This is a genomic window from Streptomyces rapamycinicus NRRL 5491 (genome assembly GCF_024298965.1).
Lineage (GTDB): Bacteria > Actinomycetota > Actinomycetes > Streptomycetales > Streptomycetaceae > Streptomyces > Streptomyces rapamycinicus.
Genome location: NZ_CP085193.1, coordinates 843,450 through 866,392, shown reverse-complemented (window position 1 = coordinate 866,392; position 22,943 = coordinate 843,450). Strand labels below are relative to the sequence as shown.

The 22,943-nt window shown below is 71.4% G+C and carries 22 protein-coding genes; 11 read left to right on the top strand and 11 right to left on the bottom strand.

Annotated features, from left to right (window positions below):
- The first annotated feature begins 5 nt into the window (after nucleotides 1-5).
- The 8 genes from LIV37_RS03910 (at nucleotide 6) to LIV37_RS03875 (ending at nucleotide 7,249) form a co-directional block, all read left to right on the top strand.
- Entirely contained in the window at nucleotides 6-347 is a 342-nt protein-coding gene (locus tag LIV37_RS03910; RefSeq protein WP_148717872.1) for an acyl carrier protein, read from the top strand.
- Nucleotides 344-1,498, top strand: coding sequence for an SDR family oxidoreductase (locus LIV37_RS03905; RefSeq protein WP_020865792.1), 1,155 nt, complete (start codon nucleotides 344-346; stop codon nucleotides 1,496-1,498). The genes LIV37_RS03910 and LIV37_RS03905 overlap by 4 nt, the downstream gene beginning before the upstream one ends.
- Nucleotides 1,495-2,499: a nucleoside-diphosphate kinase gene (locus LIV37_RS03900; RefSeq protein WP_020865791.1), complete on the top strand. Its 1,005-nt coding sequence runs from the start codon at nucleotides 1,495-1,497 to the stop codon at nucleotides 2,497-2,499. The genes LIV37_RS03905 and LIV37_RS03900 overlap by 4 nt, the downstream gene beginning before the upstream one ends.
- Before the next feature lie 15 nt (nucleotides 2,500-2,514).
- Complete coding sequence (locus LIV37_RS03895; RefSeq protein ID WP_020865790.1) at nucleotides 2,515-3,504, top strand: ScbA/BarX family gamma-butyrolactone biosynthesis protein; 990 nt, start codon at nucleotides 2,515-2,517, stop codon at nucleotides 3,502-3,504.
- A gap of 61 nt (nucleotides 3,505-3,565) precedes the next feature.
- Nucleotides 3,566-4,465, top strand: coding sequence for a UbiA family prenyltransferase (locus LIV37_RS03890; RefSeq protein ID WP_243146483.1), 900 nt, complete (start codon nucleotides 3,566-3,568; stop codon nucleotides 4,463-4,465).
- 14 nt (nucleotides 4,466-4,479) lie between these two features.
- Complete coding sequence (locus tag LIV37_RS03885; RefSeq protein ID WP_243146411.1) at nucleotides 4,480-5,736, top strand: amidohydrolase family protein; 1,257 nt, start codon at nucleotides 4,480-4,482, stop codon at nucleotides 5,734-5,736.
- Between the two features lie 88 nt (nucleotides 5,737-5,824).
- Nucleotides 5,825-6,688: an SAM-dependent methyltransferase gene (locus tag LIV37_RS03880; protein ID WP_020865787.1), complete on the top strand. Its 864-nt coding sequence runs from the start codon at nucleotides 5,825-5,827 to the stop codon at nucleotides 6,686-6,688.
- 102 nt (nucleotides 6,689-6,790) lie between these two features.
- Nucleotides 6,791-7,249: a MarR family winged helix-turn-helix transcriptional regulator gene (locus tag LIV37_RS03875; RefSeq protein WP_020865786.1), complete on the top strand. Its 459-nt coding sequence runs from the start codon at nucleotides 6,791-6,793 to the stop codon at nucleotides 7,247-7,249.
- Nucleotides 7,250-7,335: 86 nt separating this feature from the next.
- Here LIV37_RS03875 and LIV37_RS03870 read toward each other — a convergent pair whose 3' ends face one another.
- The 5 genes from LIV37_RS03870 to fae form a co-directional block, all read right to left on the bottom strand.
- The gene (locus LIV37_RS03870) at nucleotides 7,336-8,505 is read right to left on the bottom strand and encodes an iron-containing alcohol dehydrogenase family protein (RefSeq protein WP_020865785.1); all 1,170 of its coding nucleotides are present in this window, start codon (nucleotides 8,503-8,505) and stop codon (nucleotides 7,336-7,338) included.
- A 46-nt stretch (nucleotides 8,506-8,551) separates the two neighbouring features.
- Nucleotides 8,552-9,487, bottom strand: a complete 936-nt coding sequence (locus LIV37_RS03865) for an NAD(P)-dependent oxidoreductase (RefSeq protein WP_020865784.1) — start codon at nucleotides 9,485-9,487, stop codon at nucleotides 8,552-8,554.
- A 78-nt stretch (nucleotides 9,488-9,565) separates the two neighbouring features.
- Nucleotides 9,566-11,086, bottom strand: a complete 1,521-nt coding sequence (locus tag LIV37_RS03860) for an aldehyde dehydrogenase (protein ID WP_020865783.1) — start codon at nucleotides 11,084-11,086, stop codon at nucleotides 9,566-9,568.
- Nucleotides 11,083-12,195, bottom strand: coding sequence for a mandelate racemase/muconate lactonizing enzyme family protein (locus LIV37_RS03855; RefSeq protein ID WP_020865782.1), 1,113 nt, complete (start codon nucleotides 12,193-12,195; stop codon nucleotides 11,083-11,085). The genes LIV37_RS03860 and LIV37_RS03855 overlap by 4 nt, the downstream gene beginning before the upstream one ends.
- Nucleotides 12,192-12,731, bottom strand: coding sequence for a formaldehyde-activating enzyme (gene fae, locus LIV37_RS03850; protein WP_020865781.1), 540 nt, complete (start codon nucleotides 12,729-12,731; stop codon nucleotides 12,192-12,194). The genes LIV37_RS03855 and fae overlap by 4 nt, the downstream gene beginning before the upstream one ends.
- Nucleotides 12,732-12,941: 210 nt before the next feature.
- On the opposite strand from fae, the gene LIV37_RS03845 reads away from it, so the two are divergent.
- The 3 genes from LIV37_RS03845 to LIV37_RS03835 all read left to right on the top strand — a co-directional run bounded on the left by LIV37_RS03845 (nucleotide 12,942) and on the right by LIV37_RS03835 (nucleotide 16,866).
- On the top strand, nucleotides 12,942-13,814 hold the full coding sequence (locus LIV37_RS03845; protein WP_020865780.1) for an IclR family transcriptional regulator: 873 nt from the start codon (nucleotides 12,942-12,944) through the stop codon (nucleotides 13,812-13,814).
- Between the two features lie 173 nt (nucleotides 13,815-13,987).
- The gene (locus tag LIV37_RS03840) at nucleotides 13,988-15,466 is read left to right on the top strand and encodes an NAD-dependent succinate-semialdehyde dehydrogenase (RefSeq protein WP_020865779.1); all 1,479 of its coding nucleotides are present in this window, start codon (nucleotides 13,988-13,990) and stop codon (nucleotides 15,464-15,466) included.
- Between the two features lie 35 nt (nucleotides 15,467-15,501).
- Entirely contained in the window at nucleotides 15,502-16,866 is a 1,365-nt protein-coding gene (locus tag LIV37_RS03835) for an MFS transporter (RefSeq protein WP_121825839.1), read from the top strand.
- Nucleotides 16,867-16,945: 79 nt separating this feature from the next.
- Here the strand turns inward: LIV37_RS03835 and LIV37_RS03830 are convergent, their stop codons facing one another.
- From LIV37_RS03830 to LIV37_RS03805, 6 genes are read right to left on the bottom strand one after another with little or no spacing between them, the layout of a single operon-like run.
- Complete coding sequence (locus tag LIV37_RS03830; RefSeq protein ID WP_020865777.1) at nucleotides 16,946-17,848, bottom strand: TauD/TfdA dioxygenase family protein; 903 nt, start codon at nucleotides 17,846-17,848, stop codon at nucleotides 16,946-16,948.
- Between the two features lie 34 nt (nucleotides 17,849-17,882).
- Nucleotides 17,883-18,251 carry a 4Fe-4S dicluster domain-containing protein gene (locus tag LIV37_RS03825; RefSeq protein WP_020865776.1) on the bottom strand — a complete coding sequence of 123 codons (369 nt, stop codon included), beginning with the start codon at nucleotides 18,249-18,251 and terminating at the stop codon, nucleotides 17,883-17,885.
- Nucleotides 18,251-19,843, bottom strand: coding sequence for an FAD-dependent oxidoreductase (locus tag LIV37_RS03820; RefSeq protein ID WP_020865775.1), 1,593 nt, complete (start codon nucleotides 19,841-19,843; stop codon nucleotides 18,251-18,253). The genes LIV37_RS03825 and LIV37_RS03820 overlap by 1 nt, the downstream gene beginning before the upstream one ends.
- A 27-nt stretch (nucleotides 19,844-19,870) precedes the next feature.
- Nucleotides 19,871-20,806 (bottom strand): ABC transporter permease, encoded by a 936-nt coding sequence (locus tag LIV37_RS03815; RefSeq protein WP_020865774.1) that lies wholly within the window; start codon nucleotides 20,804-20,806, stop codon nucleotides 19,871-19,873.
- Nucleotides 20,803-21,627, bottom strand: coding sequence for an ABC transporter ATP-binding protein (locus LIV37_RS03810; protein ID WP_020865773.1), 825 nt, complete (start codon nucleotides 21,625-21,627; stop codon nucleotides 20,803-20,805). Before LIV37_RS03810 ends, LIV37_RS03815 begins: the two co-directional genes overlap by 4 nt.
- 4 nt (nucleotides 21,628-21,631) lie before the next feature.
- On the bottom strand, nucleotides 21,632-22,672 hold the full coding sequence (locus LIV37_RS03805; protein ID WP_020865772.1) for an ABC transporter substrate-binding protein: 1,041 nt from the start codon (nucleotides 22,670-22,672) through the stop codon (nucleotides 21,632-21,634).
- Nucleotides 22,673-22,943 lie beyond the last annotated feature (271 nt).

Sequence of the window (22,943 nt, the reverse complement as noted above, 5' to 3'; positions counted from 1 at the left end):
GAACGTTGACGTCAAGCACCGGCACACCATCGCCGAACGAGGACGGGACGCGGAGCAAGGTGTACGCGATCGTCGGCGCGATGGCGCCCGCGGGGGGCGCCACCCTGGCCGACGACACCGCGCTCGTCGCGGATCTGGCCTATGACTCGCTCCGGCTCATCGAACTGACGCTGGCGCTGGAGGAGGGCTTCGGGCTCGGGGAGCTCGCTCAGGAGCGGACCGCCACGGTCACCACGCTCGGCGACATCGTCCGCCTGGTGACCGAAGCACGGCAAGAGACCGAAGCACGGCAAGAGACCGGGACACCGCGAGAGACCGAGGCACGGCAGGCGGAGGCGGGCCGATGACGGAGCGCTTGCGGATTCTGGTGACCGGCGCGGCCGGGCTGGTCGGCGCGGAGGTCACCGCCCGGCTGGTGGCGGCCGGGCACCGGGTCACCGCCCTGGTCCACAACCAGCCGGTGGTCATACGCAACGACGGCACCCCGCTGGAGCCGGACGCCGTCACCCGCCTGCCGGGCGATGTGACCAAGCCCCGGCTCGGCCTGCCCGAGGCCGCGTACCAGGCGCTGGTCGCCGACGGCCTCGACCGGATCGTGCACTGCGCGGCGATCACCGACTTCGGCCTCCCCGACGAGGTCTACCAGGCGGTCAACGTCGACGGCACCGTCCACGTCCTGGAGCTGGCCCGCGCCGGGGGCGTGCCTCTCGTACACGTGGGAACCGCCTATGTGTGCGGTGAGCGCGACGGGCTGATCCGCGAGACGGAGCTGGACGAGGGCCAGCGCCTCGCCAACGCCTACGAGGACAGCAAGTTCCGGGCCGAGACCCTCGTGCACAAGGCCCAGGCCGACGGGGTGCGGGCCGCGATCGTCCGCCCCAGCATCGTCGTCGGCGACGAGCGCACCGGCGTGGTGCGCGACTACAAGAACATCTATGTCGTGCTCAAGCTGGCCACCGAGGGCAAGGTGCGCTCCATCCCCGGCCAGTACGAGGCGCGCCTCGACCTGGTGCCCGTGGACTATGTGGCGGACATCATCACCGAGGTCACCCACCGGTTCGAGGAGGCGGCGGGCCGGACCTTCCACGCGGTGGGCGCACCGCTGACGCTGCGGGACTTCTCCGATGTGATGGCCGAGTACCCGCCGTTCCACGTGCCGAGGTTCGTCCCGCCGACGAGCTTCGACGCCCAGCGGCTGCCCCGGCGGGAGCGGGCGTACTACGAGCGTGTCATGACGCTCTACGAGAGCTACTTCCGGCGCCGGATGCGCTTCGACGACTCCCACACGGCGGGCCTGGCCACCCGCAGGCCACCGGCGGACGGGCAGGACTTCCTGCGCGCGCTGATCGACCACTGCCTGGAGACGGGCTACCTGGGCGCACCACCGGCCGACGCCACCGAGGTGCTCGCCCGGCTGAACACGACGGGCCCGGACGCGACCTCCGCGGCGGACGGGACCGGCCCGACCGCGAGCGATGTGAACGGAGCCGGCCGATGACCGACGACACGACGAACGGGCGGCCCTTCGGCGACGACATATCCCCGGCCCTCAGCTGCGATCCGCGCAAGCGCGTCCTCTTCGGCTCGGACACCTACTTCCTGGAGAGCGTCGAACAGCTCGCCACCCTCACCGCCGACGTCGACGGCTTCCTCCACCGGCACGCCGCACTGCTGCTCAAGCCCGACGCCGTGGTCAGCAGGCAGTTGCCCACGACCGTCGACTGGCTGGCCCGGGAGGGCTTCCGGATCGTGGCCGCGGAACGCACCCGGCTCACCCCCAACACCGTGCGGTCGCTGTGGTACTTCCAGTGGAACCTGGCCACACCGGAGCGCCGCCGGCTCGCCGATCTGTTCACCGACACCTGCGACGCGGTGGTGCTCGTGGTGCGCCGGGACGCCGAGGGGACCGAGGCGCCGCCGAGCGCACCCGCGTCGGTCGTCCTGACCGAGCGGAAGGGCCCGACCGACCCGGGGGCCCGGGTTCCCGGCCAGCTCCGCTACGCGACCGGCCGCTACAGTTATCTGCTCAACCTCGTCCACACCCCCGACGAACCCGCCGATGTGGCACGGGAGTTGGGCATCTACTTCGGCGCGGCACTCCGGCGGCGGGTCTACGCCTCCGCGCTCGCGGGCGAGGACCAGTCGGCCCGCGCGCGTGAGCTCGGCGAGCGGTTGCACGCCGAGGTGGCCGAGCGGGATCTCTCCTTCGAACCGGCCGCGGAACGGCTCGAGCGGGCCGTGCAGGAGGCGGAGGAATCCCTGGCCCCCGGCGCCGTCCGGGACGAGCTGCGCGCGGCCCGGCTCGCCGCCGGGGACCAGGAGGGCTACCGGCGGCTGATCGAAGCCGTCTGGCGGGCCGGACTGCCGCTCGACGCCTGGGACACGGTGATCGTCGGCTCCCATGTCCTGCCCATGAAGCGCAAGGGGCTGGCCCCCGTGCTCGGTGGAGTCAGCGTGTCCGACTGGCACCACCACCTGGCGCGGTCGGCGGTTCGGTAACACAGAGGGGGAAGCATGGACACGGTGGAATTCAGCCAGACGGTGCCGCGTGAGCTCGTCCACCGGCTGAGCCTGGCCGAGGTGTTCCTGACCGGCGTGCTCGCCCGGGACGAGGACACCCTCGACATCGGGGTGCAGATACCCCGTTCACACGCCTTCTACCGGGACACGGCGGGCTGCCGCCACGTCTACGACCCGATGGTCCTGGTGGAGGCCGTCCGGCAGTCGCTCCTCATGCTGGGCCACGATCTGTTCGAGAACCCGTTCGGCACCAAGTTCATCCTGCGGGACATCGCCCTGCGCGACGTGGACATCACCCCGCTCGCGGTGGGCGACGTACCCACCGAGGTGGTGCTGCGCTGCCGCATCGTGCGCCGCTTCCGTGGCCGCGAGGGGCTGAAGGGGGCGCGGCTGTCCTACACCGCGCTGATCGGTGATCGCGTGGTGGCGACGCTGGAGGGCTCCATGTCCTGGCTGGCGCCCGCCGAGTGGCGAGCGACGCGCGAGGAGGTGCGTGCCACGCTGGGGCTGCCCGTCCAGGCCACGTTCACGGCCGGTGAGCCGGGGGAGGGGATCGGGGAGGCCCTGGTCGACCGCAGGGACGCGACGAACGTGGTCATCTCGCCGCTGGAGCTCCAACTCCCGCCGGACGGCGAGGAGATGGGGACCGTGCGGTTGCTCGTGGACACCAGCCACCCGGTACTGTTCGACCACCCCCTGGACCATGTCCCTGGCATGCTGACCCTCGAGGCGTTCCGGCAGCTGAGCCTCGCCACCGCCGTGGAAACCGGGGCGCTGCCATCGGCGTCGGCCGTCCTCACGGGGCTGAAGGCGCGCTTCACCGGCTTCGGCGAGCTCGACCTGCCCATCACCTGCGAGAGCGTCCGGGTGGAGGGCGACGGGACGAGCGCCGTTCTGCGCTGCGTCATGAAGCAGGCCGGACACACCATCGCCGACGGCGAACTGCGCCTCACCCCGGCACCCACGGAAGCGCGGCCGATATGACCGCCGCTCCCGGCACGTTCGACGGTCCCATGTCCGGGAGACGGTGGCGGCGTTGAGCGATGTGCTGACCGCTTCCCGCGTGCCGGCCCGGCTGGGCCGTTTCGTCCTGCGGATGTTCCGCCCGCAGATCTACGTCACCTACGGCGTGCTGTGGACCCTGACCCTGGAAGGCTCGGCCGAGGCACTCTCCGGGCCCTCCTCGCACTGGACGCCCTCCGGGGCGACCGTGGTGCGCGCGGTGAGCGTGGTGCTGGCCCTGCTGTTCGCCCGCATGGTCGATGAGCAGAAGGACCTGGAGTACGACCGCCGGCACAACCCGGACCGGCCCCTGGTGACGGGAGCCATCACGGCGGCGGAGCTGCGCGGCGCGATGGCGCTGATCACGATGGCCGTCGTCGTGCTGAACGCGCTCGTCTCGGCCCTCTCCGTGCTGCTGATCCTGCTCGCCCTCGGATACACGCTGTTCCTGGTCGCGCTGGAGCGCTGGTCGCCGCGGATCGGCGAGGCCCTCATCGCCAATCTCCTCGTCAGCTACCCGGTGCAGCTGCTGCTCTCCGTCTACCTCTATGTCTCGCTGCTGACCGGCGACGCGATCGACGGTGACGGGCGGGCCGTCCCGCTGATGGCCATGTTCGCCTGCGCCTTCCTCCAGTTCGAGTTCGCCCGGAAGACCGAGTGGCGGCGGGATCCGGAGGCACGGCTGTACTCGGAGGTGCTCGGCCCGCGCGGCAGCGCGGCCGTGTGCCTCGCCCTCGCCGTGGGCGCGGTGGCACTCGGGCTCCTGCTCTTCGGGACGCGGGGCCTGCTGCCGGCGCTGAGCGTCGTCTTCCCCGCGCTCGGCGCCTGGCGCTTCCTCGTGCGCAGACAGCCATCCGGGCTGATGCTCCCGGCGATGGGCTTTGTGCTCTTCTTCAACCTGCTGTGTTTCTACGGGTCCACAGCGATCGCGATCGGACGGTGAGAGAGGTGCGGCCGGTGATCATCGACAAGGTGCGGATCTTCGACGGGACGGCGATGCTGGGCCCCGGGGCGGTGGAGTTCGCCGACGGGGTCATCACATGCGTCCTGACGGAGCCCGCCGCGGCTTCGGACGCGTCGGCGTCGGCCGATGTGATCGACGGAACGGGTCTGACGGTGCTGCCGGGGCTGATCGACGCGCATACGCATGTGTTCGGCGCCGAGAGCAATCTCGAACTGGCGCTGGCCTTCGGCGTGACGACCGAGCTGGATATGTTCATGGGCCCGCCGGAGCTCACCCAGGCCCTGTGCACGGCGGCCGGCGAGCGTGCCGACCTCGCCGATATGCGCAGCTCGGGCCTGGTGGCGAGCGCGCCCGGAGGGCACCCCGGACACGCCATGCCGCTGCTGCCGACGGTGGCCGGGCCGGACGAGGCCGACGCCTTCGTGGCCGCGCGGCAGGCGGAGGGCGCACACTTCATCAAGATCATTGTGGACGACGGCGCGCACCACGGGATGTCGCTGCCCGCCCTGGACCGGGCGACCGTGACGGCGCTCGCCGACGCCGCGCACCGCCGTGGCCTGCTCACCGTGGCCCATGTGTCCGCCGGGTGGTCCGCGCGACTCGCCCTGGCCGGCGGTGTGGACATGCTGACGCACCTTCCGCTGGAAGCGGCGCTGGACGACGCGTTCGTCGGCCGGACCGCGGACGGGAAGCGGGTCGCCATCCCCACCCTGGCCATGCTGGAGGCGTCCGCCCCGGAGACCTCCTCCCGGCCCCGTACGGGACGATCGCTGGCGGACGATCCGCGCATCGTCCCCTACCTGCCGGAGCATGCCCGTACCGCGATCGCGGAAGGCCACGAGGGCCTCTGTGTGGAGAAGGAGTCCCCCGAGCACCACTTCACCCACGCCCTGGCGAGCGTGGGCCGTCTGCACCGGGCGGGTGTGCCCGTGCTGGCGGGGACCGACACCAACTACCGGCCGGACCGCGCCTGCCCGGTCGTCCACGGCGCCAGTCTCCACACCGAGCTGGCCCTCCTCGTGGAGGCCGGACTGACGCCGGCGGAGGCGCTCACGGCGGCGACCTCGGCGCCCGCCGCGCACTTCGGCCTCTCCGACCGCGGAGTGATCGCGCCGGGGCGGCGCGCGGACCTCGTCCTCGTCGCGGGCGACCCCACACGGGACATCACTCGCACCCGGTCGATCGAGGCGATCTGGCGCGGCGGCATCCGCTTCGACCGCGAGGCGTACCGCGAGCGCATTGCCTCATGAGCGGGCGCGACACGCGCGTGAGCGGGAGCGACACGCTCATGAACGGGAGAGCGGACATGAGAGACAACCACACGAAGCGGAGGACCACGTGACCGACGGACACGAGCGCCTGGCGGGAGTCAGCAGCACCGCGCTGTTCGTGGGCATCACCCGCGCCGAGGAGAGCCGGCGCCCGGACCGGCTGTTCGAGGACACCCTGGCCACGCGTTTTGTCGACGCGGCGGGCGCCGAGCAGCGGGCGGTCTGGACCGAGGGGCAGGGAAAGCTGTTCACCGAGGCCATGGGCGACTACTTCGCCCTGCGCACCCGGTACTTCGACGACTACTTCATCCAGGCGTGCGCCGCGGGCTGCCGCCAGGCGGTCCTGCTCGCGGCGGGCCTGGACACCCGTGCCTTCCGTCTGCACTGGCCGGACGGGACACGCCTCTTCGAACTGGACCAGCCCGATGTGCTCGACTTCAAGGAACACGTCCTCCAGGGCGAGGAGCCGCGCTGTGAACGCGAGGTGATCGCGGCCGACCTGCGCGAGGACTGGCCCTCGCTGCTGGCGAAGCAGGGCTTCCGCGAGGACGTGCCGACGGCCTGGCTGGTCGAGGGGATACTCGTCTACCTGCCCGAGCGCGACGCGGACCGTCTGCTCGACCGGATCACCGCGCTGTCCGCGCCGGGCAGCCACCTCGGGGTGGAACATGTCACCCGGTCCATGGTGAACACCGACCAGGCCCAGGAGGCGGCGTCGGCCTCACCGGAGGGCATCATGGGCATGCTGTCCTCCCTGTGGAAGAACGAGATGACGCAGCCTCCCGCGAATTGGCTCGCGGACCATGGCTGGAGCGCCGCGGAAGAAGCCCTCACCGACCTGGCGGAGCGCCACGCCCGGCCCGTCCCTCCGGCGTTCGACCCGGCCCTGCCCGGCACGGGCCGCGTCCGCCTGCTGACGGCCGACCGCTGACCGACCGCAACCGCCAGGTGACGCCTTGACTTCAACCTTGGTTTAACTTCTACCGTCGATCCCATCGTCGATCGAGTTCACGCAACGACGGAGGGACCCGCCATGGAGTACTCCCACAGCGACGCCGAGCTGATCAAGCAGCCCATCGGTTACTGGAGTTGGGCGGCCTACAAGGCCGTGGTCAGCCGCATCCAGGCGGCTCTCGCCGGGGTCGGCGTCACCCAGCCGCAGTGGTGGGTCATCGCACAGGTCGCACGCGCCGACACCGTCAAGACCCGCGGCGAGGTGTCCGGCCTCCTCGGCAACTACCTCGACGCCGGTCCGGAGGTCATGGAGGCGGAGATGGACCGGGTCATCGCCCTGGGCTGGATCACCGAGGACGCCGGGGGACGCCTGGGCATCACGGAGGAGGGCCGGGCCTTGTACGACAAGGCCGCGGCCCTCCAGGACGAGCTGTGGGCGGAACGGCACGCGGGCATCTCCGACGAGGAGTACCTGACGACCGTCAAGGTGCTGCAGCGCTTCATCCACAACACGGGCGGGCACGGCTGGCACCACTGACGCGTTCCGCGTGGTCGTGGGTGTTCCGGGCGGTTCTCACCGCCCGGAACACCCACCGCGGCGGCCTGCCTGGCGTGGGCCGCTGATCAGTACGTGGTGGTGAGGATGTCCAGGACCCGCGCCGGATCGGGCGACAGCGGATTGTTCTTCGTCACCGGGTCCGCCACCGCCCCGGCGGCGATGGAGGGCAGCATGGCGCGGTCGGCGCCGAGCGTCCTCAGGGGGCGTTTCACCTCGACGGCGCCCGCGATCTCGCGCACCCCGTCGATGGCCGCCCGCGCCCAGTCCCCGTCGGCGGGCGGCGCCAGGCGCATGGCCCGCGCAACCTGTTCATAGGCGTCCTGTGCGGCGGGAGCGTTGAACTCCATCACCTCCTCGAGGACGGCGGCGAGTGCTACGCCGTGGGGCGTGCCGGTGTGCGCGGTCAGCACATGGCCGATGCCGTGGACGAGCCCGAGTCCGGAGAGGGTGAGCGCCTGGCCCGCGAGGTGGGCACCCAGCATCAGCTCGGCGCGGGCGTCGAGGTCCGAACCGTTCCGGTACGCGGCGGGCAGGGCGCGGCTGACCATGGCCACGGCCTGCGTGGCATAGGCGGTGGAGACCGGGTTCGCGCCGCGCGAGGCGAGCGACTCGACGCCGTGCACGAGGGCGTCGATGCCGGTGGCGGCGGTGGCGGGCGCGGGCAGGCCCAGGGTGAGCTCGGGGTCGAGCAGCGCGACGCGCGGCTTCACCGACGGGTGGCCGATGTACACCTTGCGGCAGGCGGCGGTGTCCTCGATGACCCCGAAGCCGTTGGTCTCGGCGCCGGTGCCGGAGGTGGTGGGGATCGCGACGAGCGGTAGCCCGTCGCCCGCCTCCCAGAGGTCGTCGGCGTCGGCGGCCGTGGCGCTCGGGTTGCCGACCAGCAGGGCGATGCCCTTCGCCGCGTCGAGTACGGAGCCACCGCCGAGGGCGACGACCGCGGCGGTCCCGAACGTACGGGCCCGTGCGGCACCCGCGTCGACGTTGGCGGTGGATGGGTTGGGCGCCACTTCGTCGTAGACGGCGTACTCAAGACCGGCGGCTCCGAGGGCCTTGAGGACCGGCTCGAGGACACCCGCGGCCCGCAGACCGCGGTCGGTGACGACGAAGGCGCGATCGTGGCCGGTTGCCGCGATCAGGGCGGGGAGCCGGCCGATGCGGCCGGGGCCGAACTCGATGCGGCAGGTGGGGTCGATGCTCAGCGGTGTGGGTCCGCCGGGCCCGGAAGAGGTCATGGGTGCGGCTCCTGACGTCGTGGTGCGGGGTGGCGTTCGCTCGTCGTCAGCCCGCGACGGTCGCGGCCACCGGTGCGGTGGCCTGGATGGCCAGCCGGAACTCCTGCCCGGCGAGGGCCTCGTAGAGGCGGACGGGGCTCATCTCGCCCGCGAGATCGCCGTGCTCGGTCCTGGAGCGGCGGAAGATCTGCTCGACCACCGCCGACAGCTCGGTGGGCACGCCGAGGTCGCGGCCGAGGTCGATGGCGAGGCCGAGGTCCTTGCAGGCGAGGACCATCGCGAAGGAGTCGTCGTAGTCGCCCTCGGTGAGGATGCGAATGAAGTCGTGCTCCAGGAAGTAGGACGCGGCGGAGCTCTTGAGCAGGGAATCACGCAGCAGCCCGAGGTCGACGCCCGCCTTGGCGCCCATCGCGAACACCTCCGAGGTGGCCACGAGCTTGCTGAACCACAGCAGGTTGAGCAGCAGCTTGACCGTGTAACCGGCGCCGAGCGGGCCGACGTGCAGGATGCGCTTCGGGTCGCCCATGGCCGCCAGCGCGGGCAGCGCGGCCCGGAAGTCGTCCTCGGCACCGCCGACGAAGATCTGCAGGGTGCCGGAGTCGGCGCCGTGCGACATCCCGCACACGGGCGCGTCGAGCCGGCGCACCTGCTGGGCGTCCAGCACCTCGGTGGCGATCCGCTCGGAGGCCGCCGGGGTCGAGGTCGACATGTCGACCCACAGGGCTCCCGGCGCCAGGGCCGCGGCGGCGCCGCCGCGCAGCAGGACGTCCTCGACGACACGCGGGGTCGGCAGACTGGTGATCAGGAGATCCGCGCCGTCCGCGCACGCGGCGGGCGTATCGGCCCATCCGGCGCCGAGCGCGAGATGCTCCGCGGCGGCCTCGTGGCGGATGTCGTGCACGGTGACCTGGTGACCCGCCTCGATCAGGTGGCGGGCCATGTGGCGGCCCATGTTGCCCAGGCCGATGAAACCGATCCTCATCGTTGTCCTCGCTGTGGTGAGAAGAGAAAGTAAGAGGGGAGAGGGGCGTTGTGGAGGTGGCCGGGAACCGTGTCCGGTTCAGGCCAGGTTGACCCAGGTGGTCTTCAGCGCGGTGTACGCGTCCCAAGCGTGCAGTGACTTGTCACGGCCCGCGCCGGTGGCCTTGAAGCCGCCGAACGGGGTGATGACATCACTGGCGTCGAAGGTGTTGATCCAGACCGTCCCGGCCCGCAGCCGCTTGGCGGCGCGGTGGGCGACGGCCACGTCACGGGTCCATACGGAGGCGACAAGCCCGTAGTCGCTCTCGTTGGCCAGCCGGATCCCCTCGTCGGCGTCGCCGTCGTAGGAGACGACGGCCAGGACCGGGCCGAAGATCTCCCGCTGGGCCACGGCGGAGGTGTTCACCACCCCGTCCAGGACGGTCGGTTCGACATAGCTGCCGCCCGACTCGGTGAGGGCGCGGCCACCGCCGAACACCACGGTCGCCCCGTCCGCCACGCCACGCTCGACATGGCCGAGGACCGAGGCCAGCTGGCTCTCGTCTACCAGGGGGCCCATGACGGTGGCCGGGTCGAGCGGGTCGCCCATCCGGAAGGTGTCGTCGGTGATCCGGCGCACGGCGTCCAGGAGCCGGTCCTTGACGGAGGAGTGGACCACGACACGGGAACCGGCGTTGCAGGTCTGCCCGGCGTTGTAGAAGATGCCCCAGGCCACCGCCGACGCGGCGGCCTCGATGTCGGCGTCCGCCAGTACGAGCTGGGGCGACTTGCCACCCGCCTCGACGGCCACCTGCTTGCCGTTGGACTCGCCCGCGTACACCTGGAAGAGCCGGGCCACCTCGACCGAGCCCGTGAAGGCGATCTTGTCGACCTCGGGGTGGCGGCCCAGCGCCTGTCCGGCGACCTCGCCGCGCCCGGGGACGACGTTGAACACCCCGTCCGGCAGACCCGCCTCGGTGGCGAGGGCGGCCAGCCGCAGGGCCGCCAGGGACGTCTGCTCGGCGGGCTTGAGCACGACGCTGTTGCCGGTGGCGAGCGCCGGGCCCAGCTTCCAACTGGCGATGAGCAGCGCGTAGTTCCACGGAATGACCGCGCCGACGACGCCCAGGGGCTCCCGGGTGATCAGGGCGATCGCGTCCCTGGGGGTCGGTGCCACCTCGTCGTAGGTCTTGTCGATGGCCTCGGCGTACCAGGCGATGGTCTCGGCGGCCTTGTCCACGTCGATCCGCACGGACTCGGTGATCGGCTTGCCCATCTCCAGGGTGTCGAGGAGGGCCAGCTCCGCCGCGTGTCCCCGGATCAGGTCGGCCCAGCGCAGCAGGACGCCCTTGCGCTCCCTGGGCGGGAGGTCACGCCAGCGTCCGTCCTCGAAGGCGGCGCGCGCGCTGCGTACGGCACGGTCCACGTCATCGGCGCCGGCGGCCTGCACCTTGGCGAGCACCGCGCCGTCGCGCGGCGAGTGGCTGGTGAAGGTGTCGCCGGAGAGGGCGTCGGTGAAGTGGCCGTCGATGAACGGCCTTGTCTCGAAGGTCAGTTGGTCGGCCGCGGCCAGCCACTGGTCGTGCGTACGGGCGAGCAGGGCGTCGATGCCATGCGTCATGTGATCCTCCACCGGTCGATCGCGTCTTCGTCCAGCTCGATGCCGAGGCCCGGCCTCGCGGGCACCTCGAGGTCGCCGTCGCCGCCCACCCGCACCGGGTCGGCGAGCATGAAGTCCCGGCGCTCGGGGGTCCACCCGGGCGGGTCGTAGGGGTACTCGAAGTACGGGCCGCCGCCGACTCCCGCCGCCACGTGCAGGTTGGCGAGCACACCGATGCCGTTGGTCCAGCTGTGCGGGGTGAAGTGGCGGTGCTTGAGCTGTGCCAGTTCCGCCAGGGTGCGGGCGCGGTGCATGCCGATCGCGAGCACCACGTCCATCTGGTAGATGTCGAGGGCGTCCTCTTCGAGGTAGCGCAGCAGCTCGGTGGGGGAGTGGTGCATCTCGCCCGCGGCGATCCGCACTCCGGGGTTCTCGGCCCGCAGGCGCTTGAAGCCCGCCACGTCGCAGTAGGGCAGCGGCTCCTCGACCCAGAACACATCGAGTTCGGCCAGCCGCGCGATGGTCTTGCGGGTCCGGGCGAGGTCGGTGGCGCCCGCGGTGTCGCCCGCCATGCGCCACGACTGGTTCAGATCCACCATGATCTCGAAGTCCGCGCCCAGCTCATCGCGCACCGCGCGGACCGCGGCGACCCCCTCGTCCACCCGGTTGCGGTCGATGCGGATCTTCATCGCGCGGAAGCCCGCTTCGCGGACCTTCAGCGCGGTGGCCACGCGCTCCCCGGGTGATTTGAGCTCACCGCAGGAGGCATAGGCGGGCAGCTTCTTGGCCGCGTTGCCGAACAGCTCCGCCACCGGGCGGCCGTGGACCTTGCCGATGATGTCCCACAGCGCCGCCTCCAGCGGCCAGTAGTGGGCGCCGTGGAAGTTCGCGGTCTCGATGGCTTTGACATGCCGGGTGATGTCGAGCGGGTCCTCGCCGACGAACAGGTGCTTATAGGTGTCGAAGCCGTCCATGAGGTCACCGGAGCCGATGCCGGTGATCCCCTCGTCGGTGTGGACGCGGACGATCGTCGCGTCGAAGTGGCGCCGCGGCTCGGGGTCCCAGGCGGCCCGGAACGGCGGGTCCAGCTCCAGCCGCAGCCGGTCCAGGGTGATGTCCGTGATCTTCATCGGGCGAGCGCCTCGGAGGTGGGGGCGTAGAACGGGTTGGCCGGGCCTTCCTCGGCGGTCGCGAGGACATCGGCCACGGTCGGGGTGGCGTTCACCGCGGCCCGCACCGCTCCGTACGCGGCGGAGCGCTGGTTGCGGAAGGACACGTCCAGGTCGTCGACGGCCGGGTTCACCCAGATCGCGGCGATGATCAGCAGGTCGTCGGCCTCCTCGGCGGGCAGCAGACCGTCCCGGACCGCGTCCGTGACGCCCTGCGCCAGACCGGCCTGGGCGGAGCCCCACGTGGCGCGCTGGTGCAGCTCACCGTCGGCGGCTGCCTTCGTCACGAACAGCGTCAGCGGCTTCACCGGGACCGAGGGCCGCACGATCGTCAGGAACGGGACGTGTCCGGCGCTGGGCGTGGCCAGCGCCGTGGCCCAGGCCGTCTCGACGGGCCCGCCCTTGCGTCCGATCACGACGTTCGTGTGCGCGGCGTTGGCACCCTCCCCGACGAAGGACTCGCCGATCAGGGCGGTCGGGGCAAAAGGCGATGGCATGGGATCTCCTGGATCTCCGGGAGCGGGGAATCGGCGGACCGACGGGATGAACCTCGCATTCACCGCAGTTCATCCGGTCCGATGCGGCGAATCTAGAACCGCCGCCACCCCCTCGCAAGGCACCAGCCGGAATCGAAATGCCGGTTGCTCTCCCGACAACCCGGCGGCTGACCTGGGGGTTCCCAGGGCCGCGCGCTTAGGATGGCGCGCGTGACGAACCTCCCCCCTCGCGGCGCCGACGGCCCCGAGGACCCCGCCGATCCGCATGGCGCGGGCCCCCGAGCCGACTCCTCCGGCCCCGGAGACACCACCGCCCCGCGCGGCCACGGGCTGCGCCGTGACATCGACCTGCTGGAGGCGCTCGCCTCCGACGAGGCGCAGAACGCCGGCGGGCTCGGTGTCGTACGGCTGGCGCAGCTGGTGGGCCGGGAGAAGACCCAGGTCTCGCGGGCCCTCAAGGCCCTGGCCGCCGCGGGGATCGTGGAGCGGGACCCCGACACCCTGGAGTACCGGCTGGGCTGGCGGCTCTTCTCACTGGTCGCGCGGACCTCGCAGAACCGGCTGGTGCGCATGGCCGAGCCGGTGATGCACGCGCTGTCGGCGGACGTGGAGGAGACCAGCCATCTGTGTGTCCTGAGCGACCGCGAGGTGCTCACCCTGCTCTCGGTCTCCGGACACTCCTTCCGCGTCCACGGCTGGGAGGGGCGCGGAGTGCCCGCGTGGCAGACCTCGGCCGGGCGGGTGCTGCTGGCCGATGCCACCCCCGACGAGCTGTACGTCCGCTTCGGCACCACCTCCACCCCGCCGATTCCCGAGCTGTGGGCGCTGATCCAGAAGGCGTCGCGCCAGGGCTACGCGAGGGTCAGCGAGGAGTTCGAGGCCGGTCTGGTCGGAGTCTCGGCGCCGGTGCGCGACTTCCGGGGACGGGTCGTGGCGGCGATCAACATCTCGGCGCCCAAGTCCCGGCTCGGCGACCGCCTGGACCAGGCGGGCCGCACCACCGCCAGGGCGGCGGCACGCGTCTCCGCGCTGCTGGGCTGGGAGCCGCGGCACACCCCGTTCCCCCGGGCACGGCTCACCTGAGGGCGCCCGCGCCGGGTGGCTCCGCCCCGTCCACTCCCTGTCGTATGCGGTGAGTTGCCCTGACAGCAACCACCATTGCGATCCGAGAAGTGGCCTTGTCGGCCGTATGACGCGCTCGTAAATTCACCGCGAACCGGACCAGCCCTCGTTCGGAACGGAGAAAAGAGCAGCTCATGAACCTCCCCGGCATAGAAACCCTCGTCAAGGCGCCCTTCGCCGAAGGCGATGTGTTCATCGCCGGCCGCTGGTGCGCGGCCGGGGACGGACGGACGTTTCCCGTGTACGACCCGGCCACCGCGGAGCTGATCCGCGAGGTGTCCGCTGCGGGCCCGGGCGACGCCATGGCGGCGGTCGACGCGGCCCAAGAGGCCGCCGCCGGATGGCGGTCGACGCCACCTCGCCGCCGCTCGGAGGTGCTGCACACCGCCTTCGCGCTGATGCGCGAGCACACCGACACGCTCGCCCGCCTGATCGTCCTGGAAAACGGCAAGGCGTACCGGGACGCGGTGGCCGAGGTCGGCTACGCGGCGGAGTTCTTCCGCTGGTTCGCCGAGGAGGCGGTGCGGATCGGCTCCTCGTTCGGCGACGCGCCCGGTGGCGGCTTCCGCCATGTCGTACGCAGGCATCCGGTGGGCGTCACCGCCTTCGTCACCCCCTGGAACTTCCCGGCCGCGATGGCCACCCGGAAGATCGCCCCGGCGCTCGCCGCCGGCTGCCCGGTGCTCCTCAAACCGGCCCCGGACACCCCGCTCACCGCCCTCGCGATCGCCGCCCTGATGAGCGAGGCGGGCCTGCCCGACGGGCTGCTGAACGTGCTGCCCACCGACCGCGCACCCGAGGTGGTCCCGGTCTGGCTCGGTGACGAACGGGTCCGCAAGTTCTCCTTCACCGGCTCCACCGCCACCGGCCGGAAACTCCTGGAGCAGGCGGCGGCGAACGTCGTCAACGTGACCATGGAACTGGGCGGCAACGCCCCCTTCATCGTCCTTGGGGACGCCGACGTCGACGCCGCGGTGCGCGGTGCGATGGACGCCAAGATGCGGGGCGGTGGCGAGGTGTGCATCGCCGCCAACCGGTTCTACGTCCATCAGTCGGTGGCCGCCGAGTTCACCGGGAAGTTCGCGGCGGCCATGACCGCGGCACGCGCCGGAGCGGGTCTGCAGGAGGGCGTCACCCTCGGCCCGATGATCAACCGGACCGCCGTGGAGTCCATCCGCTCCCTGGTCGACGACGCGGTCGGGCGTGGCGCGAAGGTCGCCGCGCGGGGCAGCGTGCCCGAGGGCCCCGGCTGCTACCATCCGGCGACCGTCCTGGTGGACGTCCCCGAGGACGCCCGGATCATGAACGAGGAGGTCTTCGGGCCGGTCGCGCCCCTCGCCACCTTCGCCGACGAGGACGAACTGGTGGCCCGCGCCAACGCGACGGTGCACGGTCTCGCCTCGTACGTCTACTCGCGCGACGTGGCCCGGGCCCTGCGCATCGCCGAACGCCTGGAGAGCGGCATGGTCGGCCTCAACCGTGGCCTGCTCTCCGACCCCGCGGCGCCCTTCGGCGGCGTCAAGCAGTCGGGTCTGGGCCGGGAGGGCGGCCGCGAGGGCATCGAGGCGTTCCTGGAAACGCAGTACATCGCCCTCGACTGGCCGACCGGCTGACGCCCTCTCCCTCCCCTCTAGGTAAGGACCCGCGCATGGCAACGACGCCTGTGACCGAGCACGACGAGCCCAGCACACCGCCGGGCGCACCCGCCACCGAACGGGAACGGAAGCGGCTGCACACCAAGCTGAAGCTGGCCACCCAGATCGGCCAGGGGATCGACGGCTACATCATCGGTGGCATCGGCCTGGCGATGGGGGCGATCACCGACGACCTCCATCTGACCTCAGTGGAACAGGGGCTGGTCGGTGCCGCACCGCTGATCGGCATCTTCGTCGGAGGGCCGCTCTTCGGCCGGCTGGCCGACCGGTTCGGACGCCGGCCGGTGTTCCTCATCGACATGCTGATCTTCCTGGTCGGCTCGGTGCTGCAGTTCTTCGTCGTGGACGGCACACAGCTCTTCCTCATCCGGCTGGTGATGGGCGTGGCGATCGGCGGTGAGTACGCGATCGGCGCGCCGTTGCTCTCGGAGTACGCGGGCCGACGCGGCCGCGGGCGGCTGCTGGCGAGCCTGGAGATCAGCTGGTACCTGGGGTACGCGCTGGCCACGGTCGTCGGCGCGCTGTTCACCTCCGTGGACGGCGGCTGGCGCTGGTCCCTGGCGAGCAGCGCGGTGATCGCGCTGGTGTGTGTGGCCCTGCGCGGTGGCATCCCGGAGTCCGCGCGCTGGCTGCTGAGCCAGGGGCGCCGGGACGAGGCGCAGGCGCTGATCGACAAGTACGGCATCGAGGTGGATGTCGCCGCGGAACTCGACGAGCGCGACGAAGTGCGGCGGGACGGGTTCCGTGCGCTTTTCAGCCGGCAGCACATCCGTTCCACGGTGTTCGCCAGCGTCTTCTGGGCCGCCCTCGTGCTGCCGTACTTCGCCATCGGCACCTTCTGGACGGACGTCTTCGAGGCTCTGCACATGGGGGACAACGCGGTGGCGGCGCTGCTCGTCTACTCCTTCACCGCCGTGGCCGGTGTCACCGCGGGGTGCCTGGTCGTGGAGCGGATCGGCCGCCGCAAGCTGCTGATCCCGCCGTTCTGGATCACGGCCGCGTGTCTCGCCCTGGTGGCGGTGTGGCCGTCCTCCACCCCCGTCATCGTCGTCGGCTTCCTGTTCTTCATCTTCCTCAACGCCGCCTCCTCCGCGCTGACCGCGGTCTATCCGCTGGAGGTGTTCCCCACGTCCCTGCGCACCACGGGCGTCGGCTTCGCCACGGCCATGAGCCGGGTGGGCGCCGCGATCGGTACGTTCCTGCTGCCGATGGGGCTCGACCGCTTCGGAGCGGAGTTCGTGCTGCTGGTCGGCGCCGGAGTGCTGGTGGTCGGCGCCGTCGTGTCACAGTTCCTGGCGCCGGAGACCACCGACCTGGACCTGGCCCGCGCGGCGCGCACGGCCCGCGAAGGGGCGTAGCGGCACCCGCCGGGCCCGCCCGGTGTGCGGATCGCGCACACCGGGCGGGCACTCTCATGGCGTGGGAGGACGGTGGTCCTCAGGCGGCGGCAGCCGGGGTGTAGTGGCCGGCCTCGTCCCCTTCGAGGACATGGCTTCGCTCGCCGTCCACACCGACCGGGGCATCGCCCGCCACGGTCACCCGGTGCAGCAGGCGCGGCAGATCGCCGTAGTCGTCCGGCGCGTAGTGCTGGGTGATGCGGTTGTCGAAGACCACCACATCACCCGGGGACCAGGCGATGCGCACGATGTTCTCCGGGCGGATGACATACGACTGGAAGATCCGCAGCAGATCGCGCGACTCGGACGGGTCGAGGCCGACGAAACTCTGGGCGAAACCACCGATGAACAGACCGCGTTCGCCGCTCTCGGGGTGGACGCGCACGACCGGGTGGGCGGTGCGGTACTTCCGGGAGACGAACCGCTTGCGGTGTTCGGCCGCCTTCTCGTTCCTCGGCGGCGCGGCGTAGTCGTAGTCGTTGGTGTGCACGGCCCACAGCGTGTCGGCCAGCTCGCGCAGCGGCCGGGGCAGGTCCCGGTAGGCGGCGCCCGTGTTGGCGATGAGGGTGTTGCCGCCGTAGGGCGGGACCACGATGCCGCGCAGGGTGGACAGCTTCGGGGGCGTACGGACGAAGGTGACGTCCGTGTGCCAGCGGTTGGCGCGGGTGCCCTCGGCGTCGACCGGCAGGATGCTGGGCTGCCCCTCGACGGACGGCACCGTGGGGTGCGCGGTGGTCAGCTCCCCGAAGAGGGAGGCGAAACGGAGCTGGGCGGCGTCGTCCAGGTGCTGGTCACGGAAGACGAGCGCTTTGTGCTCCAGGAGCGCGGAGTTGAGGTCGGAGACGAGCGCGGGATCGATGACGTCGGCGAGTGTGACACCGAGGACCTCGGCGCCGATCCGGCCGCCGATCCGCCGGATGTCGAATCCGGTGCTGGTGCTCATACGGGCTCTTTCCCTTCGGTGGCGTGTTCAGGATTCAGGAGGTGATGGGCGGTGCGGGCGGTCTGCCGCCCGGTGCGGGCAGCCGCGGGCCCACGGCCCGCAGTGCCCCGGGCGTCCGGCCGTGGCCCCAGCCGATGTGGCGGCGGTAGCTGCCGAGCAGGCCGGTGCGGTCCAGATGGCGCTCGTCGCGCACCGCGCGGTCGTCGGGCAGCGGATGGGTGACGGGCGCGACGAACAGCGCGTCGACCGGGCAGTTCGCCTCGCACTGGAAGCAGGTCTGGCAGTCTTCCTGGCGGCTGAGCAGCGGCACGCCGTCCGGGCCCCGGTCGAAGACGTTCGTCGGGCACACCCTCACGCATTTGTCGCAGGCGATACAGCGCTCGGCCGAGACCAGCTCGATCATCAGGCAACCTCCCGTGGTGCGGTGGTCAGGGGCTCCGGGCGGGTCCATACGCGGTCGAGACCGCCCGTCACGATGCGGTGGTGCTGTCCCGGGTCCTGGGCGGGGAAGTCGAGCCGCTTGGCCATGCCCCGGGTCTCGGTGCGGGCGAGCGCCGCGGTGTACATCCAGCGGGCGTGTGCCACCATCGCCGCGGCCTGCCGGGCCCGTACGGCATCCCCGTCACCGGCGTACAGCGTGGCGCGCAGCCGGTGCCAGGTGTCGTCCAGCGCCCGCAGGGAGGCCGCGAGGCCGTCTCCGTGGCGCAGGTAGTTCTTCCGGTACGGAAGGACCTCGCCCTGGACGGCGGCGACCACCTCGCGGAAGCCGTCGGCCGGTCCCGGCGTACCGGTCGGGCGCAGCCCGGCGCCACCCACCGGGACGGTCCACCGGGTGCGGGCGCCGCCGGAGAGCGAGCGCGCGTGGCGCGCCGCCGCCCGCCCCGCCCAGCCGCCGGAGGAGATGGCCCAGGCCGCGTTGTGGCTGCCGCCGCCGGTGAAGCCGCCGCAGATCAGCTCGCGGGTGGCGGCGTCACCCGCCGCGTAGAGCCCGGGCACGGTGGTGGCGCAGTCGTCACCGGTGAGGCGGATCCCGCCGGTGCCGCGCACGGTGCCCTCGGCGATCAGGGTGATGGCGAAGCGCTGGGTGAAGGGGTCGATGCCCAGCCGGTCGAAGGTGAGGAAGAAGTTGGGCTGGGCCAGGCGCATGGCCGCCCGCGCGGCCGCGTCGGCGCGGTCCAGGCGGCAGTACACCTTCTCCTCCAGCAGCGCCCGGGCGATGACCGAGCGTCCGCCCTGGCTCGCCGCACCCTCCAGCACCGTGCCGTCCTCGTGGAAGAAGGTGGCGAAGGTGTAGAAGGCGGCCTTGGTGACCGAGGTGTGCTCGGGCGCGATGGCGTACGCGTTGGAGAACTCCATCCCGGACAGCTCGGCTCCGGCCTCGGCGGCGAACAGGGCGCCGTCACCGGTGTTGACGTTGCATCCGAGGGCACCGCTGAGGAACGCGCAGCCGCCGGTGGCCAGGACCACTGCACCCGCGCGGACCCGGTACGGCTGCCGCGCCTGGCGCCGGTATCCGGTGGCGCCCGCCACCGCGCCCGAGGTGTCGGCGAGCAGTTCGCGGACCGGGCTGTGGTCCAGGACGCGTACGCCCGTGCGCCGGACGCGCACACGCATCCGCCGCATGTACTCGGGGCCTTGCAGACCGTTCCTGAGCGGCCGTCCGTCCGGACCGGTCGGGAAGGGGTAACGGGCCTCGTCCGCGAGCTCGTTGACGCTCTCGTACGTCTGGTCCAGGACGCGTGTCATCCAGCGCCGGTCGGCCAGGTGACCGCCGAGCGCCTCCCTGCTCGCCATGGCCGCCTCGCGTGCGGCGGGCTCCGGCGGGACGTACCACACGCCGGTGCCCGCGGAGGCGGTGGCGCCGCTGGTACCGCAGTACCCCTTGTCGGCGAGGACGACGTCGGCACCGGCGCGGGCCGCTTTCAGGGCGGCCCAGGTGGCGGCCGGGCCGCCACCGACGACGAGGACGTCAGTGGTCAGATCGAGCGTGGTCATACGACAGCACCTCTCGCTTTCGTCGGATCAGCTCCGCACCGGGACGCGCCAGGAGCTGAGCCGGCGCTCCACGGCCACGAGCAGCTGGTTGAAGGCCACGCCGATGACGGAGATGGTGAGGATCCCGGCGTACATCTGCGGAATGGCGAAGTTGTACTGGGACGTGTTGATCAGATAGCCGAGCCCCTCCTTGGCACCGACCATCTCCGCCGCCACCAGCACCAGGATGGAAGAGGCCCCGGCCAGCCGTATCCCCGTGAAGATCGTCGGTACGGAGGCGGGCAGGATCACCTTCTGGAACAGCCGGAGCGCGGGGAGGTCCATGGACTTCGCCAGCTTCAGCAGCGTGGGGTCCACGTTGCGCACCGCGCTGATGGTATTGAGCAGGATCGGCCAGGTGCAGGCGTAGAGCACGATCGAGATCTTGGACGTCTCACCGATGCCCAGCAGCAGGACGAACACCGGGAGCAGCGCCAACGCGGCGGTGTTGCGAAACACTTCGAGCAGCGGTCCCAGCAGGTCCGCGACCAGCCGGTAGCGGCCGATCAGCAACCCGAGTGGCACGCCGATGGCGACGGCCAGACCGAATCCGGCGAACGAACGCACCAGGCTGGCCTCGGCGTTGTCGGTGAGCTGCCCGTCGCCCAGCAGCCCCCACCAGGCGCGGGCGACCTCGCTGAAGGGCGGCAGGAAGGTGCGGTCCACCAGGCCCACGCGGGGCGCTGTCTCCCATACGGCCAGGAGGGCGGCGATCGCCGCCACTTTGGTGAGGGCGCGCAGCAGCAGGCCGGGCAGCCTGCGCCCGGCGGTCCGGGCCACGGCCGCCAGCGGTGCCGCCCGGCGTGGCGCCTCGCGCGGTGCCGTCGGGCCCGCGGTGGTACGTGGCTCGGAGGCGGCTTCGGCCGGGGTGCCGGGGGCGGTGTGGTCCGCTGTCGCGGTGGTCGTCCCGGTCACGGGGCTCATGCGGGAACACTCTCCTTCTCCAGCTGCTGGGCGCGGGCCACTTCGTCCTGAAGGAGGCTCCAGATCCGATGCCGGTGGCGCGCGAACTCCGGGCTCGAGCGCACGTCGTCCGCCGTGGTGCGGGCGTCCAGCGAGATCGGTACGACCTCTTTGACGACTCCGGGGCGGGAGGTGAGGACGGCCACCCGCTGTCCGAGGTAGACCGCTTCCTCGATGCCATGGGTGATGAAGACCACCGTCTTGCCGGTGCGTTCCCAGATCCGCAACAGCTCGTCCTGCAACAGCTCCCGGGTCTGGGCGTCCAGGGCGGCGAACGGCTCGTCCATGAGCAGCACATCCGGGTCGTAGGCGAGGCTGCGGGCGATCGCCACGCGCTGCCGCATCCCGCCGGATAGCTCATGCGGGTGCCGGTCCTCGAACCCGGACAGGCCCACCAGGTCCAGGTACTCCCTGGCGCGTTCGGCGCGCCGGCGCCGCGGCACTCCGGTGGCCTCCAGGCCGAACTCCACATTGCCCAGGGCCGTGCGCCAGGGAAGCAGGGCGTACTGCTGGAAGACGATGCCCCGGTCCAGGCCGGGGCCGGTGACCGGCTCTCCGTCCAGGAGGATCCGCCCGCTGGTGGGCCGGGCGAGGCCGCCGAGCAGGTCGAGCAGTGTGGACTTGCCGCATCCACTGGGCCCGACGACCACCATGAACTCACCGGCGGAGATCTCCAGGTCGATCCCGTCCAGGGCGGTGAACTCACCGGCCCGGCGGGAGCCGGCCGTCCCCTGCACCGGGAACACCTTGCGGACCTGCTCAAAGGCGATTTTGACGGTCATGGGATCAGCTCCGGTTCGTCGCGGGGGAGGGAGCGGGGGAGCCGGACGCGGCGCTCCCGGGGCTCCCGGGGCGGTAGTCGTTGTATTGGTTGGTGTAGAGGTCGGACGCCGTGACCTTGCCGCGCTTGATGTCGCCGCGCTCCTCCAGCCAGTCGATCCACAGCTGGAGCTGCTTGTCGGTGATCCGGCCGCCGGTCTCGGCGACTCCGAAGGATTTCCAGTACTTCAGTGGTGTGGCGTCCTCCTTCCGGTCGCGCTTCCGCACTATCCGCGTCATCCGTGCGATCACCTGCTCGCGCGGTGTCGCGCGGGCCCACTCGATGGCGCGGGCCACGCCGGTGACGAAGGTTGTGGCCGTGTCCGGGTTCTGCCGCAGAAAGCGATCGGTCATCACATACGTTCCGGCGCTGAATGCCCCGAGCAGCTGGACATCGGTGAACAGCGGGCGCATGCCGCCATGGGCCACGGCCTTGTCCCGCAGGATGTCCCCGAGCACGCCCACCTGGATCTGGTGCTGCCGCAGCGACTGTTCGGTATTGACCGGGGGCACCACCAGGGGCTGTACCTTGCCGATCTCCGCCTTGGACAGTCCATGGCGCTTGAGATAGATATCGAGCATCGCCTCGGAGTGGGCGCCGAGGGTGTTCATCCCGACTTTCTTCCCGATGAGGTCGCGGGCCGACCGGATGGGGCTGTCCGCCAGCACGAAAAAGCCGTTGTACGCATGGCGATCGGATCCGTAGTAGCTGATGACGGAGGTGATGGGGGCGCCGTTCGCGGCCAGTTTGACGACGGCGCCGTTGAAGGCCCCTCCGAAGTCGATCTGCCCGGTGGCCGCTGACTGGATGTCCTGCGGACCGCTGATGGTGTTGCCCACCCAGTCCAGCTTCACATCGCCCAGATATCCCAGGTCCTCGGCGAGCTCCGGCACGGTGACCTGGCCCGCCCACCCCTGGTACCGGAGCTTCTTGGTCTGCTTCCCGGAGGGGTTGCCCGTGGCCGTACCGCAGCTCACCGCCGCGACCGAGGCGCCGAGCAGGGTCATGAATTGTCGCCTGGAATTAGCTGTACGCATAACGAGGTCCTTGCGTAAGGGGACGCGGAGGGCAGGCCGAATCACCGCACGGCAGTTATCCGAAAAACCGCGCACGGAGTCCTGGGACGCGATGAAGACTTTCCCTGCGTTTCCGCCGTCACAAAGTGAGGGGGAATCAGCGGAAGGCAGGGGAGCGGACGCAGGCAGGACCGGCCGTGCTCAGAGGGCAGCGGATACCGTCAGATGCCGAGCGGAAAGAGGAGCGAAAGAGCGGAGCGCG